20 protein-coding genes are annotated in these 20,606 nt (G+C 59.4%); 12 read left to right on the top strand and 8 right to left on the bottom strand.

The features are described 5' to 3' along the window. Nucleotides 1–304: 304 nt before the first annotated feature. From ACA052_RS27055 to ACA052_RS27045, 3 genes are read left to right on the top strand one after another with little or no spacing between them, the layout of a single operon-like run. On the top strand, nucleotides 305–1,837 hold the full coding sequence (locus tag ACA052_RS27055) for a multicopper oxidase family protein (RefSeq protein WP_497647539.1): 1,533 nt from the start codon (nucleotides 305–307) through the stop codon (nucleotides 1,835–1,837). 9 nt (nucleotides 1,838–1,846) lie between these two features. After that, entirely contained in the window at nucleotides 1,847–2,989 is a 1,143-nt protein-coding gene (locus ACA052_RS27050; RefSeq protein ID WP_497647538.1) for a hypothetical protein, read from the top strand. A 3-nt stretch (nucleotides 2,990–2,992) separates the two neighbouring features. Then, complete coding sequence (locus tag ACA052_RS27045; protein WP_497647537.1) at nucleotides 2,993–3,568, top strand: SCO family protein; 576 nt, start codon at nucleotides 2,993–2,995, stop codon at nucleotides 3,566–3,568. Here ACA052_RS27045 and ACA052_RS27040 read toward each other — a convergent pair. Beyond that, complete coding sequence (locus tag ACA052_RS27040) at nucleotides 3,534–4,712, bottom strand: MFS transporter (protein WP_497647536.1); 1,179 nt, start codon at nucleotides 4,710–4,712, stop codon at nucleotides 3,534–3,536. The two genes, ACA052_RS27045 and ACA052_RS27040, sit on opposite strands and share 35 nt — an antisense overlap. A gap of 286 nt (nucleotides 4,713–4,998) precedes the next feature. Between ACA052_RS27040 and ACA052_RS27035 the strand changes: the two genes are divergently transcribed. Beyond that, nucleotides 4,999–5,832: an EamA family transporter gene (locus tag ACA052_RS27035; RefSeq protein WP_497647535.1), complete on the top strand. Its 834-nt coding sequence runs from the start codon at nucleotides 4,999–5,001 to the stop codon at nucleotides 5,830–5,832. 41 nt (nucleotides 5,833–5,873) lie between these two features. Next, entirely contained in the window at nucleotides 5,874–6,257 is a 384-nt protein-coding gene (locus tag ACA052_RS27030) for an MAPEG family protein (protein WP_497647534.1), read from the top strand. 90 nt (nucleotides 6,258–6,347) lie between these two features. Here the strand turns inward: ACA052_RS27030 and mltA are convergent, their stop codons facing one another. Beyond that, on the bottom strand, nucleotides 6,348–7,520 hold the full coding sequence (gene mltA / locus ACA052_RS27025; RefSeq protein WP_497647533.1) for a murein transglycosylase A: 1,173 nt from the start codon (nucleotides 7,518–7,520) through the stop codon (nucleotides 6,348–6,350). Between the two features lie 128 nt (nucleotides 7,521–7,648). On the opposite strand from mltA, the gene ACA052_RS27020 reads away from it, so the two are divergent. Further along, a complete protein-coding gene (locus ACA052_RS27020) occupies nucleotides 7,649–8,098 on the top strand; it encodes a c-type cytochrome (protein ID WP_497647532.1) in 450 nt (149 codons plus the stop codon). An 81-nt stretch (nucleotides 8,099–8,179) separates the two neighbouring features. Here the strand turns inward: ACA052_RS27020 and ACA052_RS27015 are convergent, their stop codons facing one another. From ACA052_RS27015 to ACA052_RS26995, 5 genes are all read right to left on the bottom strand, one after another. Further along, complete coding sequence (locus ACA052_RS27015; RefSeq protein ID WP_497647531.1) at nucleotides 8,180–8,575, bottom strand: DUF1090 domain-containing protein; 396 nt, start codon at nucleotides 8,573–8,575, stop codon at nucleotides 8,180–8,182. 98 nt (nucleotides 8,576–8,673) lie between these two features. Then, on the bottom strand, nucleotides 8,674–10,347 hold the full coding sequence (gene ligB, locus ACA052_RS27010) for an NAD-dependent DNA ligase LigB (RefSeq protein ID WP_497647530.1): 1,674 nt from the start codon (nucleotides 10,345–10,347) through the stop codon (nucleotides 8,674–8,676). 241 nt (nucleotides 10,348–10,588) lie between these two features. After that, nucleotides 10,589–11,779 (bottom strand): methionine adenosyltransferase, encoded by a 1,191-nt coding sequence (gene metK / locus ACA052_RS27005; RefSeq protein ID WP_497647529.1) that lies wholly within the window; start codon nucleotides 11,777–11,779, stop codon nucleotides 10,589–10,591. A gap of 18 nt (nucleotides 11,780–11,797) precedes the next feature. After that, a complete protein-coding gene (locus tag ACA052_RS27000; RefSeq protein WP_497647528.1) occupies nucleotides 11,798–12,793 on the bottom strand; it encodes an ArsR/SmtB family transcription factor in 996 nt (331 codons plus the stop codon). A gap of 12 nt (nucleotides 12,794–12,805) precedes the next feature. Beyond that, nucleotides 12,806–13,036 (bottom strand): hypothetical protein, encoded by a 231-nt coding sequence (locus ACA052_RS26995; RefSeq protein ID WP_497647527.1) that lies wholly within the window; start codon nucleotides 13,034–13,036, stop codon nucleotides 12,806–12,808. A gap of 30 nt (nucleotides 13,037–13,066) precedes the next feature. Here ACA052_RS26995 and tkt point away from each other — a divergent pair, with 30 nt between their 5' ends. From tkt to fba, 6 genes are all read left to right on the top strand, one after another. Then, the gene (tkt, locus tag ACA052_RS26990; protein ID WP_497647526.1) at nucleotides 13,067–15,064 is read left to right on the top strand and encodes a transketolase; all 1,998 of its coding nucleotides are present in this window, start codon (nucleotides 13,067–13,069) and stop codon (nucleotides 15,062–15,064) included. A gap of 211 nt (nucleotides 15,065–15,275) precedes the next feature. Beyond that, entirely contained in the window at nucleotides 15,276–16,328 is a 1,053-nt protein-coding gene (epd, locus tag ACA052_RS26985) for an erythrose-4-phosphate dehydrogenase (RefSeq protein WP_497647525.1), read from the top strand. Between the two features lie 12 nt (nucleotides 16,329–16,340). After that, nucleotides 16,341–17,504 (top strand): phosphoglycerate kinase, encoded by a 1,164-nt coding sequence (locus ACA052_RS26980; RefSeq protein ID WP_497647524.1) that lies wholly within the window; start codon nucleotides 16,341–16,343, stop codon nucleotides 17,502–17,504. A gap of 34 nt (nucleotides 17,505–17,538) precedes the next feature. Beyond that, nucleotides 17,539–17,760, top strand: coding sequence for a hypothetical protein (locus ACA052_RS26975; RefSeq protein WP_497647523.1), 222 nt, complete (start codon nucleotides 17,539–17,541; stop codon nucleotides 17,758–17,760). Nucleotides 17,761–17,816: 56 nt separating this feature from the next. Next, nucleotides 17,817–18,149, top strand: coding sequence for an MliC family protein (locus ACA052_RS26970; protein ID WP_497647522.1), 333 nt, complete (start codon nucleotides 17,817–17,819; stop codon nucleotides 18,147–18,149). 240 nt (nucleotides 18,150–18,389) lie between these two features. Then, nucleotides 18,390–19,454: a class II fructose-bisphosphate aldolase gene (gene fba, locus ACA052_RS26965; RefSeq protein WP_046045276.1), complete on the top strand. Its 1,065-nt coding sequence runs from the start codon at nucleotides 18,390–18,392 to the stop codon at nucleotides 19,452–19,454. A gap of 241 nt (nucleotides 19,455–19,695) precedes the next feature. Here the strand turns inward: fba and ACA052_RS26960 are convergent, their stop codons facing one another. Further along, complete coding sequence (locus ACA052_RS26960) at nucleotides 19,696–20,364, bottom strand: polysaccharide lyase family 7 protein (protein ID WP_497647521.1); 669 nt, start codon at nucleotides 20,362–20,364, stop codon at nucleotides 19,696–19,698. Nucleotides 20,365–20,606: the final 242 nt, after the last annotated feature.

The raw sequence follows: 20,606 nt of genomic DNA, 5'->3' as shown, positions 1-20,606 counted from the left end.
GCTATACGCTCCGGAAAGTATTCGCACAACACGCGTCTCCAATGCCTCAACCTTGCAGGTCGATTTCTTATCCGGTCGCATTGATTGAGGAAACCTTTTGGATGATTGTCTGTAGATAGGAGTCATTCCCTGTAACTTGCACCTCCGCAGTTCTCATCTAGACTGCAAAAGTTGCACGCAAAAGCAGCCGAGGCCACGGAACACGGGGCGTTGCGCACTGCGTGGTGGCTGCTGATCACCTTCGGCAACGCACAGGTGAACTACGTGCGTAGTTCTTAGCCTTATGCCACCGAAGGTCGCGATCATGCCCAGAGCTTTCAGCGTCCTCCCTGTTGCACTCTGCGCGAGTGTGGTGTTTGTTGCGCTGGCCGGTTGTGCGATCGGGCAGGCTACCGAGCCCGCGTCCCAGCCTTTGCGCCGCAATCCCGAGTTTTCCTACGATGCCAGCGGTGTCACCCATGCCACGCTGACGGCGGCCGAGCAGCAGGTCAATGTCGGCAACGAGCGTTATGTGTCGCTGGTGTTCAACGGCGATTACGATTCGCCGCTGATCCGCACGCGCCCCGGCGGGACCATGGCGATCCGTCTGGATAACCGCATGGACGAGATCACCAACCTGCATTTCCACGGTATGCAGGTCTCGCCCCTGGACGAGGGCGACAATATTTTCCGCATGACCCCGCCGCATCAGGTGGCCGAGTACAACGTCAAGTTGCCGTCGGACCACAGCCCCGGCGCCTACTGGTATCACAGCCATTTCCATGGGGGTTCACAGCGTCAGGTATCGGCCGGGATCGCCGGTCCGATCCTGGTGGATGGCATGCTCGATCCGTTTCCCGAACTCAAGGGCATCAAGGAGCAGGTGCTGGTCCTGCGTAACTTCCAGAAAACCCTGACCGGCAAAGTGGCGAGCGACATCATCACCAGCGCTCCGGCGATCCGCACGGTCAACGGGCAGGAAGTGCCGATCATCGACATCAAGCCCGGTGAAACCCAGCTCTGGCATTTCATCAATATTGCGGCCAACCAGTATTTCCGGATTCGCATCAACGGCCAGTCGATGCAGGTGTTGTCGCGCGATGGCAACACCGTCACGCGTCGGGTCGACGATGAGCAGGTGTTGATCGGGCCATCGGCGCGGTTCAGCGTGTTGGTGGTCGGGCCGCCAGCGGGGTCCCACGATGTCGTGATGGGTGACGCCGATACCGGGCCGGCAGGTGATAGTTATCCGGCGGCGAAGCTTGCGATTCTGCGTTCAAGCGGTGAGCGCGTGGCAACACGGCAGATTACCAGTGCCTATCCGCCAGCAGAAGATTTCAGCAAAGAGGCGGTGAACAAGACCCGGCAGTTCGTCTTCCAGGACTCGGACACCGATCCCAATGCGTTTCTTATCAACGGCACCCGCTTCGAACTGGATCGGGTCAACACCACGGTCAAACTCGGCGATGTGGAAGAGTGGCGCCTGTTGAATCCGTCACAGGAGTTGCACCAGTTTCATATCCACCAAGTGGACTTTCAGGTCACCGAAATTAATGGAAAACCGGTGCAGTTCAGCGGCTATCGGGACAACGTGTTCATCCCCGCTACCGGCTCGATCACGGTGCGAATTCCGTTTCGCGATCCGGTGATCCTTGGCAAGTTCGTCTACCACTGCCACATCCTTGAGCACGAGGACGGCGGCATGATGCAGGCGATTCAGGTGGTCAAGCCCGAGGATTACGAGCAAGCGGTCAAGCTCGAACCACTGGGCGGCCTTTACGGTGAAAACAACCAGTTGTGCGCCTACCTGCGCAACACCGGACAGGACCCGAAAGCGTCCAGCCCGTTGATCAAGTGAGGGGGCGCCATGAGCAACTATCGCTTGGCTGTTTTGTTGCTGGGATCGGTGTGCGGCACGGAGTCGGCACTGGCCGATGACGGGCAATATCCCAACGTCGGCATGGATTACGACGCGACCTTTCAATATGACCACGTGCATGCCGACTCACCCCAGGGCGGTAATCGCAACAGCACGGATGCCTACCCGGATATCAACAGCACGTTCTACTTCCGTTTCACCCATGACCAGCAGATCCAGTTATCTACCGAGATCAATCCTGTCGAGGGGCCTGAACCCGGGCAGAAGCGATTTTTTGAAGACGTGGGGTTGGTGGTCAACGACCTCAACTATTACCAGAACAACGCCAATTCAGCGTTCATGGTCGGCAAGTACCACGTGCCCTTCGGCCGTGCGCAGGACCAGGCGCCCGGGCTCTACACCGAAGATTTCGTCAGCACCTACGACCTCGATGGCATGCTCGGCGGCACCGGGGCGTATCGGTTTTTCGATCAGCAACTGGGCATGATCGAGCCCAACGTCAGTGTCTACACCGCTGATAATTCCGTTCTCGGTCGGCCCTACCTGCGCCACGGCGAGAAGCTCCAGCGTTCCGACGGTGGCCCGTCGAACACCGGCAAGCTCGACTCCTATGCCGTGTCGGTGAACTGGTTGGCGATTCCGGCCATACCCTTTCTCGAAATGCAGGTGGGGTACATGTTTAACAAGCAAGGCGATGACGTGGTGCAGTCCGGACCGCCGTTCGGGGACGCGGCGGACGAGAAAATCAAGATCGCTTCAGTCCGCTATATCTGGGCCTATGCGCCGAGCACGGAGCTGGAGCCGACACTGGCCGGACGTTACTTCGATATCGTGCCCTTCATTGAATTCGCCGATGTCGAGAACGAAGATGCGATCGAGGGCAACGACACGCGCTACCTGACCACGTCCCTGACCTTCGATTTCGGAGACTGGGCCCTGGGCGCGACTCGCACCGACAAACATCGCCCGTCCACTGGAGGTGCGAGTCGGCAGGATTATCTCAACGAGCTCAGCGTGACCTACAACATCACCGGTCAGATAAAGCTCGGGGTGTCCGCGGGCACGCAAAAACAGGATGGCGAGATGTCAGAGCTGGTGGGCCTGGCGCTGACCTATTCGGGAGGATTTTGATTGATGAAGCTGTTATTGGCGGCCAGCGTGATGCTGTTGATGGGGTTGGCGGCAGACGCTGCGGCCGCGACCCGCACTGACATCGGCGGGCCGTTTCAATTGACCAACCAGAATGGCCAGCGGGTCACTGAACGCAGCTTTGGCGAACCGGCATTGCTGTATTTCGGTTTCCTGACCTGCCCGGACATCTGCCCCACGGACCTGGCGAAAATGGCTCGCATCAGTCGCCAGCTGCAACAGCAACAGGGTATCAAGGTGCGGCCGATCTTCGTCACGGTTGATCCAGAGCGCGACACGCCCGACAAACTCAAGACCTACGTGAACTACTTCGCCAGCGACTTCGTGGGATTGACCGGTTCACCACAGGAGATCGCTCGCATCACCGACGCGTATCACGTGTACTACAAGAAAGCGCCGTATGGCGACAAACCTGGGCAGTACATGATGGACCACTCGACCATTCTGTTTTTACTCGACAGCCAGGGCCGCTACCTCAAGCACTTCGGTCGCGGACTGGATGAAAAGGAAATCGAGAAACAGGTGGTCACTGCGCTGGCGGATTCAGCTGCGGGGCAGTAGCGGCGCGTTGTTGCCGGTAGATAAAGTAAAGAGCGGCCAACACGGTCAACCCACTGACCAATGCTCCGGTCCATGGCAGGTCTGCCAGGTCCGCGCCACTGGCGACCACCAATCCGCCAATCCACGCCCCTGCGGCATTGCCGAGGTTGAAGGCACTCTGGTTCAACGTCGAACCCAGGTTGGGTGCCTCATGGGCCTGATCGATGATCAGCAACTGCAGTATCGGGCACAGGGCAAAGGCGAAGATCCCCCACAGCACCAGGGTGATGGCTGCCGGAATGACCGAGTGACTGGTTTGCGTGAACGCGGCCAGCACCACCACCACGGCCAGCGCCATGCCCACCAGTGATGGCAGCAAACGACTGTCCGCCAATCGTCCGCCGAGCATGCTGCCCGCCGTCAATCCGACCCCGAACAACAGCAGCATGAGCGTGACGCCATGTGGGCTGACACCGGTAATGTCCTGCAGGATCGGCGCGATATAGGTGAATACGCTGAACAGGCTGGTCGACGCCAGCACGCTCATGCCCAGCGCCATCAAGACGTTGACCTTGCCCAGCACCTTGAACTCACTGGCCAGGTCGGCCTTGTCCATCGCGATGTCCTTCGGCAGCCAGAGCCACTGCGCGATCGCGGCAATTACGCCAATCACCGACACTGCCCAAAACGTAGAGCGCCAGCCGGCGTATTGCCCTAGCGCAGTGCCCAACGGCACACCGAGCACGTTGGCTAGCGTCAGGCCGGTGAACATCATGGCAATCGCCTGGGCCCGTTTGTTCGGCGCCACTAAACCGGCGGCGACCACCGAGCCAATCCCGAAGAACGCGCCATGACACAACGCGGTGACCACTCGGGCCGCCATCAGCGTGGCGTAGTTGGGCGCCAGGGCGCAGAGGATGTTGCCGAGGATGAACATCAGCGTCATGCCCAGCAGCGTGGCTTTGCGCGGCATGTTGGCAGTGCCGATCGCGAGGATCGGTGCGCCGAATACCACGCCCAGTGCATAGCCGGTGATCAACAGGCCGGCATCGGGAATGCTCACGGCGAGGTCGCGGGCGACGTCAGGTAGCAAGCCCATGATGACGAATTCAGTGGTGCCGATGCCGAACGCGGCAACAGCGAGGGCAAGCAAGGCGAGTGGCATGCGCGAGGTCTCTGTCGGTAGTCTTGACGCTCTGATCAGGCATACGCATGCCGATGCCAGTTCTCGATGAGCGCGGGCAAGGGCAGAAATTATTGGAATTAGTGTGTGCGCAACTGAGTGCGGCGTGGTCGCTTGCAGTATAAACAGCTGCTGATATATCGCGAATCAATTCTCTACCCGGACTATGTAGGAGCTGCCGCAGGCTGCGATCTTTTGATCTTAAAAATCAAGATCAAAGGATCGCAGCCTGCGGCAGCTCCTACAGGGGCAAAATAAGGAGTGTGCCGTGCTTGCGACGGCTTTGGTGTTGGTGGCGGCGCTGTTGCACGCGGCGTGGAATACCCTGATTAAATTCAGCGCCGAACGGCTGCTGGTGGTGGCCTGCATGGATTCGGTGGCGATGCTCTTCGTCGCTGTGATGCTGCCGTTCGTGGCGGTGCCGCCCATCGAACTCTGGCCATGGATCCTGGCGTCGGCGGCGTTCGAATTGCTCTATCGCTATCTGCTGATCCAGGCCTATCGGGTGGGCGACCTTGGGTTGGTCTATCCCCTGATGCGTGGCTTGTCGCCCTTGGTGGTGCTGGCGCTGACACTGATCTTTGCCGGGGAAGTGCTGACGAATCAGCAAGTCTTCGGGATTCTGTTGATTCCGTTTGGCATGCTGTGCCTGCTCTGGCAGGGCGGTGGCGGTGCGCGTTTGCCGTGGTCGATGCTGCCGGTGGTGGCCCTGATAGGCTTGTGTATCGGTTGCTACACGTTCATTGATGGCCAGGCGTTGCGGCGTTGGTCGCATCCCCTGGACTACTTGGTCTGGGTCACGTTGCTGAGTGCCTGGCCGTTCCCGCTGCTGGCATGGGTGCGCAAACGCCCGGCGTTCATGCTGTTCTGGCGTCAGCAGTGGCGACTGGGTTTGGCGGTCGGGTTTTGCGTGTTGTTCAGCTACGCTCTGGTGCTGTGGGCCATGCAGCTGGGCTCGATAGCGGAAGCGGCGGCGTTGCGCGAAATCAGCGTGATTCTGGTGGTGCTGTTCGGCATACGCTATTTGAAAGAACCTTTCGGTCGGCCACGGCTCTTAGCCTGTGGATTGGTACTGGTCGGCATGTTGGTGATGAAGTTTTGACTGGAACCCGAATTTCCAAAACTTAAAGAAGGGATTGCTCTATGACGGTGGCTCTGTGGTGCATTTTGATCGCGTTTTTCCTGCCTTATCTGTGCACGGGCATCGCCAAGGCGAGTGGTGGGTTCAGGCTGCAAGACAACCATGATCCCCGGGACTTTCTCGAGTCACTGAATGGTTTCGCCAGGCGCGCACATGCGGCGCAACTGAACAGTTTTGAAGTGACACCGGCGTTCGCGGCGGCGGTGATCGTGGCGCACCTGGCCGGTAATGCCGAGCTGGTGACGGTCAATGTGCTGTCGGTGTTGTTCATCACCAGTCGGCTGCTGTACATCATTTGCTACCTGGCGGACTGGGCGATTTTGCGGTCGCTGGTTTGGTTTGTGGGGATTGGGTTGATCGTCAGTTTTTTTGTGGTGTCTGTTTAAAGAGCAAGATCAAAGATCGCAGCCTTCGGCAGCTCCTACAGGGGGATACGATCTCATGTAGGAGCTGCCGCAGGCTGCGATCTTTTGACGTTAAAGCTTGTCGGTCACCTGAGGCACTTGTGGCAAGGCCGCGCCTTTCGGCCACAACATCCAGATCTGCCCCTGCTGCTTCATGTCCCCAGCCAATTGCCCGGCCGCATCCCCGGTGCCCCAGAACAGATCCGCCCGGACCTCGCCGGCAATCGCGCCGCCCGTGTCTTGAGCCGCCACTGGACGCACCAGCGCGCTGCCGTCCGGTTTTGTGGTCGATAACCACAACAGGCTGCCGAGCGGAATCACTTTGCGATCCACTGCCGCGCTGTAACCTGCAGTCAGCGGCACGTTCAACGAGCCGCGAGGGCCTTCGTTGCTGTCGGGATTACGGGTGAAGAACACATAGCTCGGGTTGCTGCCGAGCAGTTCCGGAATGCGCGTCGGATTGGCTTTGGCCCAGGTGCTGATAGCGCCCATGGTCACGTCTTCTTTCTTCAGTTCACCCTGGTCCACCAGCCAGCGGCCAATAGGTCGATACGGGTGGCCGTTCTGATCGGCATAGGCGATACGCAACTGGCGGCCATCGTCGAGCTGGATGCGGCCCGAGCCCTGGATTTGCAGGAATTGCAGGTTCATCGGGTCAGTCAACCAGGCAACGACCGGTGCCTTTACGCCTTTGGACTCAATCGTCGCCGCATCGTCGTAAGGCTTGAGCACACGACCTTCGAGCCTTCCGCGCAGGCGTTTGCCCTTGAGTTCCGGGTAAATGCTGTCCAGCGAGACGATGATCATGTCCTCGGGTACGCCGTACACCGGGATGTTCGCCACGGCAGTCTGCGTCAGGCTGCCGGGGTAGACCGGTTCGTAGTAGCCGGTGATCAGGCCGTTGGGATTGTCATTGGCAGCACGCAGGCCGTAGACGTCGAGGTTCTGTTTGAGGAAGCCGCGAATGGCGCTGGCGGTGGGCGGCACATTGGCAGCCGAGGCGCAGGTCGCGCCCCAGACCGGATCGGCCTTGAGGCGGGTGCAGGCGCTGCGCCACGAACCGAAGCCGGCGACCAGGTCGTTGTCGGACACCGTCGGAAGCGCTTCCCACGTGGCGCTGGAGTAAGTGGCCAGGGCGTGGGTTTTCGGTTTGTTGTTGTCGCCACCGGTGCAGCCCGCAAGCACGGCCACCATCGGAAGCGTCCAGGCCAGGCGGTGACGCCATGCCTTGAGACGGCTATTCATGGAGTAATTCCTTTGTCGGTTGATTGAGTGCTCCATGCGCTCAAACAACCCGTATTGATAATAGGGCTATTGGTCTTTGCCGATGACGCGGGGATACTGGCCGCCGTTTCCCGTGACCTGAAGCCACCATGACTCTTAAAAGACTTTCCGTTGTATTGCTGGCCTGCCTGACGTTGTCCGCTTGCGGCGGTGTCGACCCCAATTCTCCGCTGGGTCAGCGCAAGGCTATTTTCAAGCAGATGCTCAAGACCGGTGAGGACCTTGGAGGCATGTTGCGTGGCCGGATTCCATTTGACGGCCCGAAATTCGCTGAAGGCGCCAAGAAACTCGACGCCTTGTCCCATGAGCCGTGGAAACATTTCCCACAGGTGCGCGAAGAAGATCACACCAGCGCCAAGGACACTGTGTGGCAACAGCAGGCACGCTTCCAGGAAATGGCCCACAACCTTGAAACCGCCACCGGTGAGTTGGTGATCGTCAGCAAGGTTCAGCCTTACAAGGCCAGCAACCTGGGGCCGGCGGTGCAGAAGGTCGAAGACGCCTGTAGTGCGTGCCATAAACAGTTTCGGGATCATTGATTGCTAAAAGATCGCAGCCTGCGGCAGCTCCTACAGGCGTACACCCTGTAGGAGCTGCCGAAGGCTGCGATCTTTTGATCTTTATTTATCCAGCTCATCCAGCGCGTCCTGCAATTCCTTGCGGGACTCGGCGAGTTTGTCTTTGCGCTTGTTGATCTTGTCCGGGTCGCCTTTTTTCATGGCCTTGTCGAGATCGGCCTGACGCTTGCTGACTTCATGCTTGGCGTCCAGCACTTTGTTTTCCCGTTCTTTCTTCAGGGACGCGTCGGTGCAATGAGCGGTGACTTCGTTCAGGGCCGTTTCCAGGCCGGCCTGCTGATCGGCGTTGCCGTGGGACTTGGCCAGTTCGATCTGGTTGATGATCCCCTGTTTCTTGGCGGCGCATCCGGTCAGCCCCGGAGCCTCTTCGCCGGCCATCAATGGGGTGGCCATCACGCTGCAAAGGGCCAACAGGGCGAGCGGTGAAAGAAGTTTCATAAAAGCTCCATGTGAAAAGGCAATCAGGTCGACGTGGCGATGAGCTGTTTGAGCCCGCCGCCGCCATCGGGTTCCCGGGTAGGCGGGCATCATCGGCGCTAAAAGCCGTCAATCCCCGCAACACGCAATGTTTCACTCAAGGCCAGCACCTGCGGGTCGCGGAAAAAAGCGCTCAATTGCGCGGCGCGTCCAGGGCCGATTCCGGCTTCAGCCTGCCATTGTTCGGTACTGCGTTGCGCCAGTTCCTGCCATGAATCGGCAAGCTGTGCCTGACCGGTCGGCGGCAACCCCAATGCTTTGAGCCAGCGAGCGAAAGGGCGTTGCCGGGCGCTGTTGAAACTGTTCAAAAGACGCACAGCACTGCGCTCGCCGAAGCCGTCAATGTTAGCAAGCTCTTGAGCATCGAGGGTTAGCCAATCCAGCAGGCCATTCAAGTGGCCTGTTTCGAAAAGTTTCTCCCACGTCCCAGGGCCGACATGAGGCAAAGCCAGGCCCTGTTTGCCGCTGAGCCAGGCCAGGCGTGCGAGAAATTGGTTTTTGCACCCAGGGGTCGGCTGCCAGCAACTCAGGTGATGAAAGTCGGCCGCCACCGGCACGTTCAATTCAGGTCGTTCGGTGGTGCGCAAAACAACGTCGTCCAGCCTCGGAATGGTCAGCCCCGCCAGGCTGATGGACACCTGATCACCGGGGCGGATGTCCATTTCTTTCCAGCGTTGCAAGGAGCTGACACTGACGCGTCTGATCCGCCGGTCATCGAGCATCACCGGATTCAGGTCCAGTACCGGTGTGATTCGTCCCGTGCGGCCGACCTTGAAGTCGACGTTGCGCACCTCGGCCAGCGCCTGGGCAAAGGGATATTTCCAGGCGACGGCCCAATGAGGTGTTTTTGCCTGCCAGCGTTCGGCTGAGGGTCGTTGACGCTGGCGCAGGACGACACCGTCGCTGGCAAAAGGGAGGGGCGAGCGATACCAGTGATCGCGCCAGCGCTGGGCATCGGCAAATGTCTTGATCGGCTGGCTGTAAGGCGCCGTGCTCGGCAATCCCAATTTATCCAGCGCGGCGATGCGGGCGGGTAAATCGGCCGGGCCTTGTGGCCAATCCCAGATAAACAACCCGATACCGGCAGCTTGCTCAGCTTCGAGTTGCTTGCGAGCCATCAGGCCCGCCACCGTGGAACGGGCATTCAGGCTGCCGGCCTTGGCTTGTACATGGTCGGCCAGGCGCCAATAGAGTTCGCCCTGCACCAGCAGATCCAGAGGTTGAGCCAGTTGCCGGGGGATGGCGGGGATCAGGCGCGCGGAGGTGGTCCAATCCTGTCCGCTCACGCCGTCGCCGCGACTGATGGCCTGGTGCAGCACGCCGTTGCGGTATATCAGCGTCACAGCCACGCCGTCGACTTTCGGTTGTATCCAGATGTCCTCACGAGTGCGCAGCCACATCTCCAGCGCCTTACCATCACTCAGTTTTTCCAGGCCAGTGTGGGCGATGGGGTGGACGGTCTTGCCGCCGGCAGTGCGCAAAGGTTCGGGTGCCGGGGCCAGGTCAAAGCACATGCGCCATTCAGTCAATTGCGCGCGGGACTGATCGTAGATTTCGTCGGCGACCAATGAGCGGCCGTTCCGGTGATAGATGTCGTCCCAGAGGTCGATTTTTTTTTGCAGGGCGGTGATTTCGTCCAGGGCGCGGGCGGGTGACCAGTCGGGGCAGTTGTCTGCGTTTGAGGTCAGGCAAAACAACGTCAGGAAGCAAGCGGAAAACAGGCGCAGAAGCATGGTGAGCGTCCTTGCTCGGAGAGATGCTTGAAGGCTAGGTCAATACTCGGCGATAGCGTTCTCGGGTGTTTTGCGGAGTATTTCTAGGCGTGAAGATCAAAAGATCGCAGCCTTCGGCAGCTCCTACAGAGTAATGCGTACCCCTGTAGGAGCTGCCGAAGGCTGCGATCTTTTGATCTTCAGCCATGAAAAAGCCCCGCACGGCGAACCGTGCAGGGCTTTTGGTACCGCCGGGGAAGTCTTACAGGCCGGCAGCCGAACGAAGGTCGTCGGCGCGGTCGGTTTTTTCCCAGGTGAAAGTGGTGAAGGTGTCTTCGCCCACAGTCTTGGTTGCCGGGGTGCGACCGAAGTGGCCGTACGCAGCGGTTTCCTGGTACATCGGGTGCAGCAGGTCGAGCATGGTGGTGATTGCGTATGGACGCAGGTCGAACACTTCGCGAACCAGCTTGACGATTTTGTCGTCGCTGATTTTGCCGGTGCCGAAGGTGTTCAGCGAGATCGACGTAGGCTGAGCAACACCGATCGCGTAGGAAACCTGAATCTCGCAACGCTCGGCCAGGCCGGCAGCAACGATGTTCTTGGCCACGTAACGACCCGCGTAGGCTGCCGAACGGTCAACCTTCGATGGATCCTTGCCGGAGAACGCGCCGCCGCCGTGACGGGCCATGCCGCCGTAGCTGTCGACGATGATCTTGCGACCGGTCAGACCGCAGTCACCCACAGGGCCGCCGATGATGAACTGGCCGGTCGGGTTGATGTGGAACTGGGTGTCTTTGCTCAGCAGTTCGGCAGGCAACACGTGCTTGACGATCAGCTCCATCACGCCTTCGCGCAGGTCGTTGTAGGAAACGTCAGGGTTGTGTTGGGTCGACAGAACAACGGCGTCAATACCGACAACCTTGCCGCCTTCGTAACGGCAAGTCACTTGCGACTTGGCGTCCGGACGCAACCAAGGCAGCAGGCCGGATTTACGGGCTTCGGCCTGGCGCTGAACCAGTTGGTGCGAGAAGGTGATCGGTGCTGGCATCAGCACGTCGGTTTCATTGCTGGCGTAGCCGAACATCAGGCCTTGGTCGCCGGCACCCTGATCTTCAGGTTTGGCACGGTCAACGCCCTGGTTGATGTCAGGGGACTGCTTGCCGATGATGTTCATCACGCCGCAAGTCGCGCCGTCGAAGCCGACATCGGAGCTGTTGTAGCCGATGTCCAGAATGACGTTACGCACGATCTCTTCCAGGTCGACCCAGGCCGACGTGGTGACTTCACCCGCGATGATTGCCACGCCGGTTTTCACCAGAGTCTCGCACGCCACACGGGCGAACTTGTCTTCAGCAATGATGGCGTCCAGCACCGCATCGGAAATCTGGTCGGCGATTTTGTCCGGATGCCCTTCGGACACGGACTCGGAGGTGAAGAGGGAGTATTCGCTCATCTCGATGTTTTCCTGAATTTACCGATGGTGAGTGTCGCCAGTTGGCCGCTGAAAGTGGCGGACCTGAATCTGGAAACCATTGCGTAAGCCTACATAGAGGCTTTCCCCGGGAACGAGTCCCGCAGCGGTGGCCCAACGGGCCAAATCGTCCTGTTCAAACCCCAACCACAGATCACCGCAGGCCTCCCTGGCCCAACTCTGGTTGTGGCTACATAACTCTGTCACGAGCAGGCTACCGCCCGGTTGCAGCAAATCGGCCATGTGCTTGAGCGCATCGGCCGGCGCGGCGAAATGGTGCAGCACCATGTTCAGTACAACGCAATCGGCCTTGAGGCTTACACCGTTCAATGCATCGGCCAATTGCAGGCTGACGTTAGCCAGCGTTTCACGTTCGCAGACTTCACGGGCCAGCTCGAGCATCGCCGGGCTGTTGTCCAGCGCCGTCACCTGAGTGAAGCGGCGCGCCAGTTCCGGTAAAAAGGCACCATCACCGGGGCCGACTTCGATGGCGGTCGCGCCTGCACCGAAGCTCAGCTTGTCGAGCAGCGCCAACACGCTTTCGCGGTATTGCGGCAGGCCGGCGATCAAGTCTTGCTGGGCGCGAAACTTCTCCGCTACCCGTGAGAAAAAGTCCTGGCTGGCGGCCGCTCGTTGTCCGTGGACCTGACCGATCCGCGACTGCACATCGGCAGGCAGGGTCAGGTTATCCACTTCTTCGAGCAAAGCAGCGTGCAACTTGCCGCCCAGCAGTTCAGTGTGGGGCAGGGCGCGACGGTAGAAAATCGCATTGCCTTCACGACGGGTCGCCACCAGGTCGGCCTGGGCCAGTACCTTGAGGTGATGACTCATGCCCGATTGACCGATGCCAAAGATTTGCGCCAGTTCCAGTACGCCAAACGAATCGTTGGCCAGCGCGCGCAATACATTCAGGCGCAGAGGATCGCCGCTGGCCTTGCACAAGGCTGCCAGCTCATCGCAATCATCAGGCTGAATGGAAGGCGCACGTAAATTCATAAGGCCAGCAGTCTAGTGACGGTCAGAAATCATCGCAAGAGCAATATCAAAAAGTTTTGATATTGCTCGATAGATGGCACTTCTCGGTGTTCCGCTCACTCTACAAACGGACAGCGGAAAGGTTTCACCAAGCGAAACCGTCGTTATCAATTGGAAAAACGCCTCCATATGACTATCTGTCATTGCCCCGAGGCGGCTCGGTGAGGGAAAATGCTCGCCTTTTTTCCGTTTCGTTTTATTCACTCTCGATTCAATATCCGCAGGAGAACAGCGATGCCCAGCCGTCGTGAGCGTGCCAACGCCATTCGTGCCCTCAGCATGGATGCCGTGCAAAAAGCCAACAGCGGCCATCCCGGTGCCCCTATGGGTATGGCGGATATCGCCGAAGTACTTTGGCGTGACTTCCTGAAGCACAACCCGAGCAATCCATCGTTCGCCGACCGTGACCGCTTCGTGCTGTCCAACGGTCACGGCTCGATGCTGATCTACTCGCTGCTGCACCTGACCGGCTACGACCTGTCGATCGATGACCTGAAAAACTTCCGCCAACTGCACAGCCGCACCCCGGGTCACCCGGAATTCGGCTATACCCCTGGCGTTGAAACCACCACCGGTCCACTGGGCCAAGGCCTGGCCAATGCCGTTGGTTTTGCCCTGGCAGAAAAAGTCCTGGCGGCGCAGTTCAACCGTCCTGGCCACAACATCGTTGATCACCACACCTACGTGTTCCTGGGTGATGGCTGCATGATGGAAGGCATTTCCCACGAAGTCGGCTCCCTGGCCGGTACTTTGGGCCTGGGCAAGCTGATCGCCTTCTATGACGACAACGGCATTTCCATCGATGGCGAAGTTGAAGGCTGGTTCACTGACGACACGCCTAAGCGTTTCGAAGCCTACAACTGGCAGGTGATCCGCAACGTTGACGGCCACGACCCGGAAGAGATCAAGACTGCGATCGAAACCGCTCGTAAAAGCGCTCAGCCAACGCTGATCTGCTGCAAGACCACCATCGGTTTCGGTTCGCCGAACAAGCAGGGTAAAGAAGACTGCCACGGCGCCCCGTTGGGTGACGCGGAAATCGCCTTGACCCGCAAGGCGCTGAACTGGAACTACGCGCCGTTCGAAATCCCGGCCAACATTTATGCCGAGTGGGACGCCAAGGAAGCCGGCCGCGCGGCCGAAGCCGAGTGGGATCAGCGTTTCGCTGCTTACTCCGCTGCTTTCCCTGAGCAGGCCAACGAACTGGTTCGTCGTCTGAGCGGTGAGTTGCCAGCCGACTTCGCGGAAAAAGCCTCGGCTTACATTGCTGAAGTCGCGGCCAAGGGCGAAACCATCGCCAGCCGTAAAGCCAGCCAGAACGCCCTGAATGCCTACGGCCCTCTGTTGCCAGAACTGCTGGGCGGCTCCGCTGACCTGGCCGGTTCCAACCTGACCCTGTGGAAAGGTTGCAAAGGTGTTTCGGCGGAAGACGCCAGCGGCAACTACATGTACTACGGCGTTCGCGAATTCGGCATGAGCGCGATCATGAACGGCGTGTCCCTGCACGGCGGCCTGGTGCCTTACGGCGCAACGTTCCTGATGTTCATGGAATATGCGCGCAACGCGGTACGCATGGCGTCGCTGATGAAGAAACGCGTGGTGTTCGTCTACACCCACGACTCCATCGGCCTGGGCGAAGACGGCCCGACTCACCAGCCAATCGAGCAACTGACCAGCCTGCGCAGCACGCCGAACCTCGACACCTGGCGTCCAGCCGATGCCGTTGAATCGGCCGTTTGCTGGAAACTGGCCCTGGAGCGCAAGGACGGCCCTTCGGCGCTGATCTTCTCGCGTCAGAACCTGCAGCATCAGGAGCGTGATGCGGGCCAGATCGCTGATATCGCCCGTGGCGGTTACGTGTTGAAGGACTGTGCGGGCGAGCCTGAACTGATCCTGATCTCCACCGGTTCGGAAGTGGGCCTGGCGGTTCAGGCTTACGACAAGCTGACCGAACAAGGTCGCAAGGTGCGCGTTGTGTCGATGCCTTGCACCAGCGTGTTCGATGCTCAAGACGCCGGTTACAAGCAAGCGGTCCTGCCGTTGCAGGTCAGCGCCCGTATCGCCATCGAAGCCGCCCACGCGGACTACTGGTACAAATACGTGGGCCTGGAAGGCCGCGTGATCGGCATGACCACCTTCGGCGAGTCGGCGCCTGCGCCTGCCTTGTTCGAAGAGTTCGGCTTCACCCTGGAAAACATCCTGGGTCAGGCTGAAGAGCTGCTGGAAGACTAAGCACGACGCGGTGGTTTCATAGCCACCGCGGTCCCCGATGTCGATACTGTGTCGGGGCCCTGTAGGAGCTGCCGAGTGAAACGAGGCTGCGATCTTTTGATCTTGTTTTTTAGATCAGGATCAAAAGATCGCAGCCTCGTTTCACTCGGCAGCTCCTACAAGGGATTGTGTTGTTAGCGAGAATTCGTCTGCTGCGTCTATCGAGAACCCCATGCCTCAACCGCGTCCTTACAAAGTTGCACTCAACGGCTATGGCCGGATTGGTCGTTGCGTCTTGCGTGCGTTGTTTGAGCGAGGCGAGAAGGCAGGGTTTGAAATTGTCGCGATCAACGATCTGGCCGACATGGCCAGCATCGAATACCTGACACGCTTCGATTCCACTCACGGGCGTTTTCCCGGTGAAGTGAGGGTTGAGGGCGATTGTCTGCATATTAATGGCGACTGCGTGAAAGTCCTGCGCAGTGCCACCCCCGAAGGCATCGATTGGGCGTCGCTGGGCGTCGATCTGGTGCTGGAGTGCTCCGGCGCTTACCACACCCGTGAAGATGGCCAGCGGTTTCTCGACGCTGGCGCGCCGCGTGTGCTGTTTTCCCAGCCGATGGCCAGCGAGGCGGATGTCGACGCCACCATCGTCTACGGTGTGAACCAGGATTGCCTGACCGGCAACGAACTGCTGGTGTCCAACGCGTCCTGCACCACCAACTGCGGCGTGCCGCTGTTGCGTCTGCTGGACAAGGCCATTGGTTTGGAATACGTGTCGATCACCACCATTCACTCGGCGATGAACGATCAGCCGGTCATCGACGCCTATCACCACGAAGACCTGCGCCGCACCCGTTCGGCCTTCCAGTCGGTGATTCCAGTGTCCACTGGTCTGGCACGCGGCATAGAACGTTTGTTGCCGGAACTTGCCGGGCGAATTCAGGCCAAAGCCGTGCGGGTGCCGACGGTTAACGTGTCCTGCCTCGACATTACGATGCAGACCGCGACCGCGACCGACGCCACCGAAGTCAACCGGATCTTGCGTGAGGCCGCCACCAGCGGACCGCTCAAGGGCCTGCTGGCCTACACCGAATTGCCTCACGCCAGTTGTGATTTCAACCATGACCCACATTCGGCCATCGTCGATGCCAGTCAGACTCGAGTTTCCGGCCCACGGCTGGTGAACATCCTGGCCTGGTTCGACAACGAATGGGGTTTTGCCAACCGAATGCTGGATGTTGCGGAACACTTTCTGCAAGCAGCTGCCTCTCAAAAACAGTAGGAATTGCGACCCATGACCGTGTTGAAGATGACCGACCTCGATCTGCAAGGTAAGCGCGTACTGATCCGCGAAGACCTCAACGTCCCAGTCAAGGACGGTGTTGTCACCAGCGATGCGCGAATCCTGGCTTCGCTGCCGACCATCAAGCTGGCCCTGGAAAAAGGCGCGGCCGTGATGGTTTGCTCGCACCTTGGCCGTCCGACTGAAGGCGAGTTTTCCGCCGAGAACAGCCTCAAGCCAGTCGCTGACTACCTGAGCAAGGCCCTGGGCCGCGAAGTGCCGCTGGTGGCCGATTACCTGGGTGGCGTCGACGTCAAGGCCGGCGACATCGTGCTGTTCGAAAACGTGCGCTTCAACAAGGGCGAGAAAAAGAACGCTGACGAATTGGCCCAGCAGTACGCCGCCCTGTGCGACGTGTTCGTGATGGACGCCTTCGGCACCGCTCACCGTGCCGAGGGCTCCACCCACGGCGTGGCCAAGTTCGCCAAAGTCGCCGCCGCCGGCCCGTTGCTGGCTGCCGAACTGGACGCACTGGGCAAAGCCCTGGGTTCGCCGGCCCAGCCAATGGCCGCGATCGTTGCCGGCTCCAAGGTTTCGACCAAACTCGATGTCCTGAACAGCCTGAGCCAGATCTGCAACCAGCTGATCGTTGGCGGCGGCATTGCCAACACCTTCCTGGCCGCTGCCGGTCATCCGGTCGGCAAGTCCTTGTACGAACCCGACCTGCTGGACACCGCGCGCGCCATCGCCACCAAAGTCAGCGTGCCGCTGCCGGTCGACGTTGTCGTCGCCAAGGAATTCGCTGAAAGCGCCACGGCGACCGTCAAGCTGATCGCTGATGTGGATGCTGATGACATGATCCTGGACATCGGCCCGCAGACCGCGGCGAATTTCGCCGAGCTGCTCAAGTCGTCCAAGACCATTTTGTGGAACGGTCCGGTCGGCGTGTTCGAATTCGACCAGTTCGGTAACGGCACCAAAGTCCTGGCCGAGGCCATCGCGCAAAGTTCGGCGTTCTCGATCGCTGGCGGCGGCGACACCCTGGCCGCCATCGATAAATATGGCGTTGCGGACCAAATCTCCTACATTTCTACCGGCGGCGGCGCGTTCCTTGAGTTCGTCGAAGGCAAGGTGCTGCCGGCCGTTGAAGTCCTGGAAAGCCGGGCCAAGGCCTGAGGCCGCGCATTTGACCAGGCAAAGGAGTGTTCAGATGGTCAAGACGTTAGCGATGTTGATCGTCGCAGGGTTGCTGACAGCTTGCGGGAGTAACCCGAAAGCCAAGCCGGACCCCGCGCCGTCTGCCCCTCAGGATGGCTGCTACCAGGCCGACTGGCAGGCGGAAACCAACCCGGTCATCAACAAGCGTTCCGGGCCGGATGGCCTGGACAAATACGAAACACAGACGCCGGCCAAGGAACGTGGCTGCCCCTGACGGGTCTGACTCTTTACTCAGGGCTGGCGGCGTGCGCCGTCAGTCGAGGAACACGGATGAAAGGTTTTATCGCCGTTACGGCGCTGGCACTGCTGGCAGGTTGCTCCAGTTTGAACCTGTTCAAGCCCGCCGAATCGACGGACAGCTGGACCACCTGGACCTGCGACAGCCAGGCCAAAGTGCTTTGGCGCTACAGCGATGACAGCCGCAAGGAAGTCGACGTTCGCCTGGGTGGGGCCGATCAGGTCTACCGCTTGAAACTTGAGCCGGGCGCCGAAGGCTCGCTGTACAGCAACGACATGCTGGCGTTTCACGTAAAAGGTGAGGAAGGCCTGGTGTACTGGGTCGCCACCAATGATTTGATCGGCCGCGGTTGTAAAGCGCAGTAAATGGACTGCGCCGTACCTGTAGGAGCGAGCTTGCTCGCGATGGCCGTTAACGATAACGCGGGGTACCTGAATGCCCGCGTTGTTTGGGCCACCATCGCGAGCAAGCTCGCTCCTACAGGGGGCGCGTGCAATACCGAATTCGCAGGTCGGGCTGACCCCCGATCTGCAATAACTTGAATAGCCGCCGCCGCTACGGCAGGCTGGCACGATTAACGACCCAAACCGGGAGAGACACACACAATGGCACTTATCAGCATGCGCCAGATGTTGGACCACGCAGCCGAATTCGGCTACGGCGTTCCAGCCTTCAACGTCAACAACCTTGAGCAGATGCGCGCCATCATGGAAGCCGCTGACAAGACTGACTCCCCGGTGATCGTCCAGGCTTCGGCCGGTGCTCGCAAATACGCCGGCGCGCCGTTCCTGCGTCACCTGATCCTGGCCGCCATCGAAGAATTCCCGCACATCCCGGTGTGCATGCACCAGGACCACGGCACTAGCCCTGACGTCTGCCAGCGCTCCATCCAGCTGGGCTTCAGCTCGGTCATGATGGACGGCTCCCTGGGCGAAGACGGCAAGACGCCGACCGACTACGACTACAACATCCGTGTTACCCAACAAACCGTTGCCCTGGCTCACGCCTGCGGCGTATCGGTAGAAGGCGAGCTGGGCTGCCTGGGTTCGCTGGAAACCGGCATGGCCGGTGAAGAAGATGGCATCGGCGCCGAAGGCGTTCTGGACCACAGCCAAATGCTGACCGACCCGGAAGAAGCCGCTGACTTCGTCAAACGCACCCAGGTCGACGCCCTGGCCATCGCCATCGGCACCAGCCACGGCGCGTACAAGTTCACCAAGCCGCCTACCGGCGACGTACTGGCGATCGACCGCATCAAGGAAATCCACAAACGCATCCCGAACACTCACCTGGTGATGCACGGTTCGTCTTCGGTTCCACAAGACTGGCTGGCGATCATCAACCAGTACGGCGGCGACATCAAAGAAACCTACGGCGTACCGGTTGAAGAAATCGTCGAAGGCATCAAGCATGGCGTGCGCAAGGTCAACATCGACACCGACCTGCGCCTGGCTTCCACCGGTGCGATGCGTCGATTGATGGCCACCAACCCGAGCGAATTCGACCCACGTAAATTCTTCGGCGCGACAGTGACGGCGATGCGTGACGTGTGTATCGCTCGTTATGAAGCTTTCGGCACCGCAGGCAACGCTTCGAAGATCAAGCCGATCTCGCTGGAAGCGATGTATCAGCGTTATCTGAAAGGTGAGTTGAACGCTAAGGTCAACTAAGCGTTCAGCGTTTGAGTCGTATGAAAAAACCCGCCGAGAGGCGGGTTTTTTTTTGTGGGTGAATGCCCGGCTCGTTCTCATCCCTGTAGCAGCTGCCGAGCTTGCGAGGCTGCGTTCGGCTGCGAAGCAGTCGTAATCCGGCAAACACAGTACATCTGAAAAAACACCGTCTCAGTTTTACGACTGCTTCGCAGCCGAACGCAGCCTCGCGGGCTCGGCAGCTGCTACGGAGCGATCAGCCTTACTTGTCGTGATCGATATCGAGTTTGCTGAACGTCACTTTCCCGCCTTCGCTGGTGTACCCGGTGTTGTCCTGCACATAGACCCCGGCCTTGAAGTACAGCGGCTTGTCGCGCCAGGTCTTGCTGATGTCGGTGTCCCACTGGTAACCCGCCGCACTGATGCCTAGCGCACCACCGGGGCTGAGGTGGATGAAGTAGGAAAACTCCTGATCCAGCTTCACGCCGGTAGCGATGGTAATAACCCGTCCTTCGCCATCATCAGGGTGCATGCGCACTTTGGCGACGATGTTGCCTGTCTTCGTGCTGGTCTTGTACTGATACTCGACTTTCACCAGAGGCTTCTGGCTTTCATAGGCATGGATCTGGCCGATGACGATTTTGCCCGAGCTCGGCACCTGGTTCACCGCGAGGGTGGCACGCAGGGAGTTGTCGGCGTCCGGGTAGAGCCAGTTGCGCAGGGTGCCGTTGCTGTAGGTTTCGCGTAGTTCAGTGCGGGGATATTTCGCGTTTTCGGTGCGAGTGCCGGTCACCGGAGACCAGAAAAACAGCGTGCCGGTGTCGGAGTGGAAGTATTGATCCTTGAAACCCTTCACCAGTTTGGCTGTTTCAACGGTGTATGGCGGGTTGCCGACAGGAACACTGAGGTTCCAGGTTGCGAGATCGATCATAGAAAGCTTCCACAGATTTTTACAGCACGGACGTACCAGAAGCTCTAGCACGCGCCTTGGAGGGCGGTCTTTATAAGCGTAGAAGGCCGGTTTGTTAACGCCTGTCTGACAGATGGATGACGTCAAAATCCTGTTAAAAGGCCATCTGTCGCGGTTTCAGGGGCCTGTAGACGCGACCGTTAGTCGGCAAATGGACGCATTGGTTAAATGATGGCGCACTGACACCTTCTGCTTTCACGGAA

It is taken from the genome of Pseudomonas sp. LBUM1644, from assembly GCF_059716195.1.
This window is presented reverse-complemented; position numbering and strand designations above follow the sequence as displayed.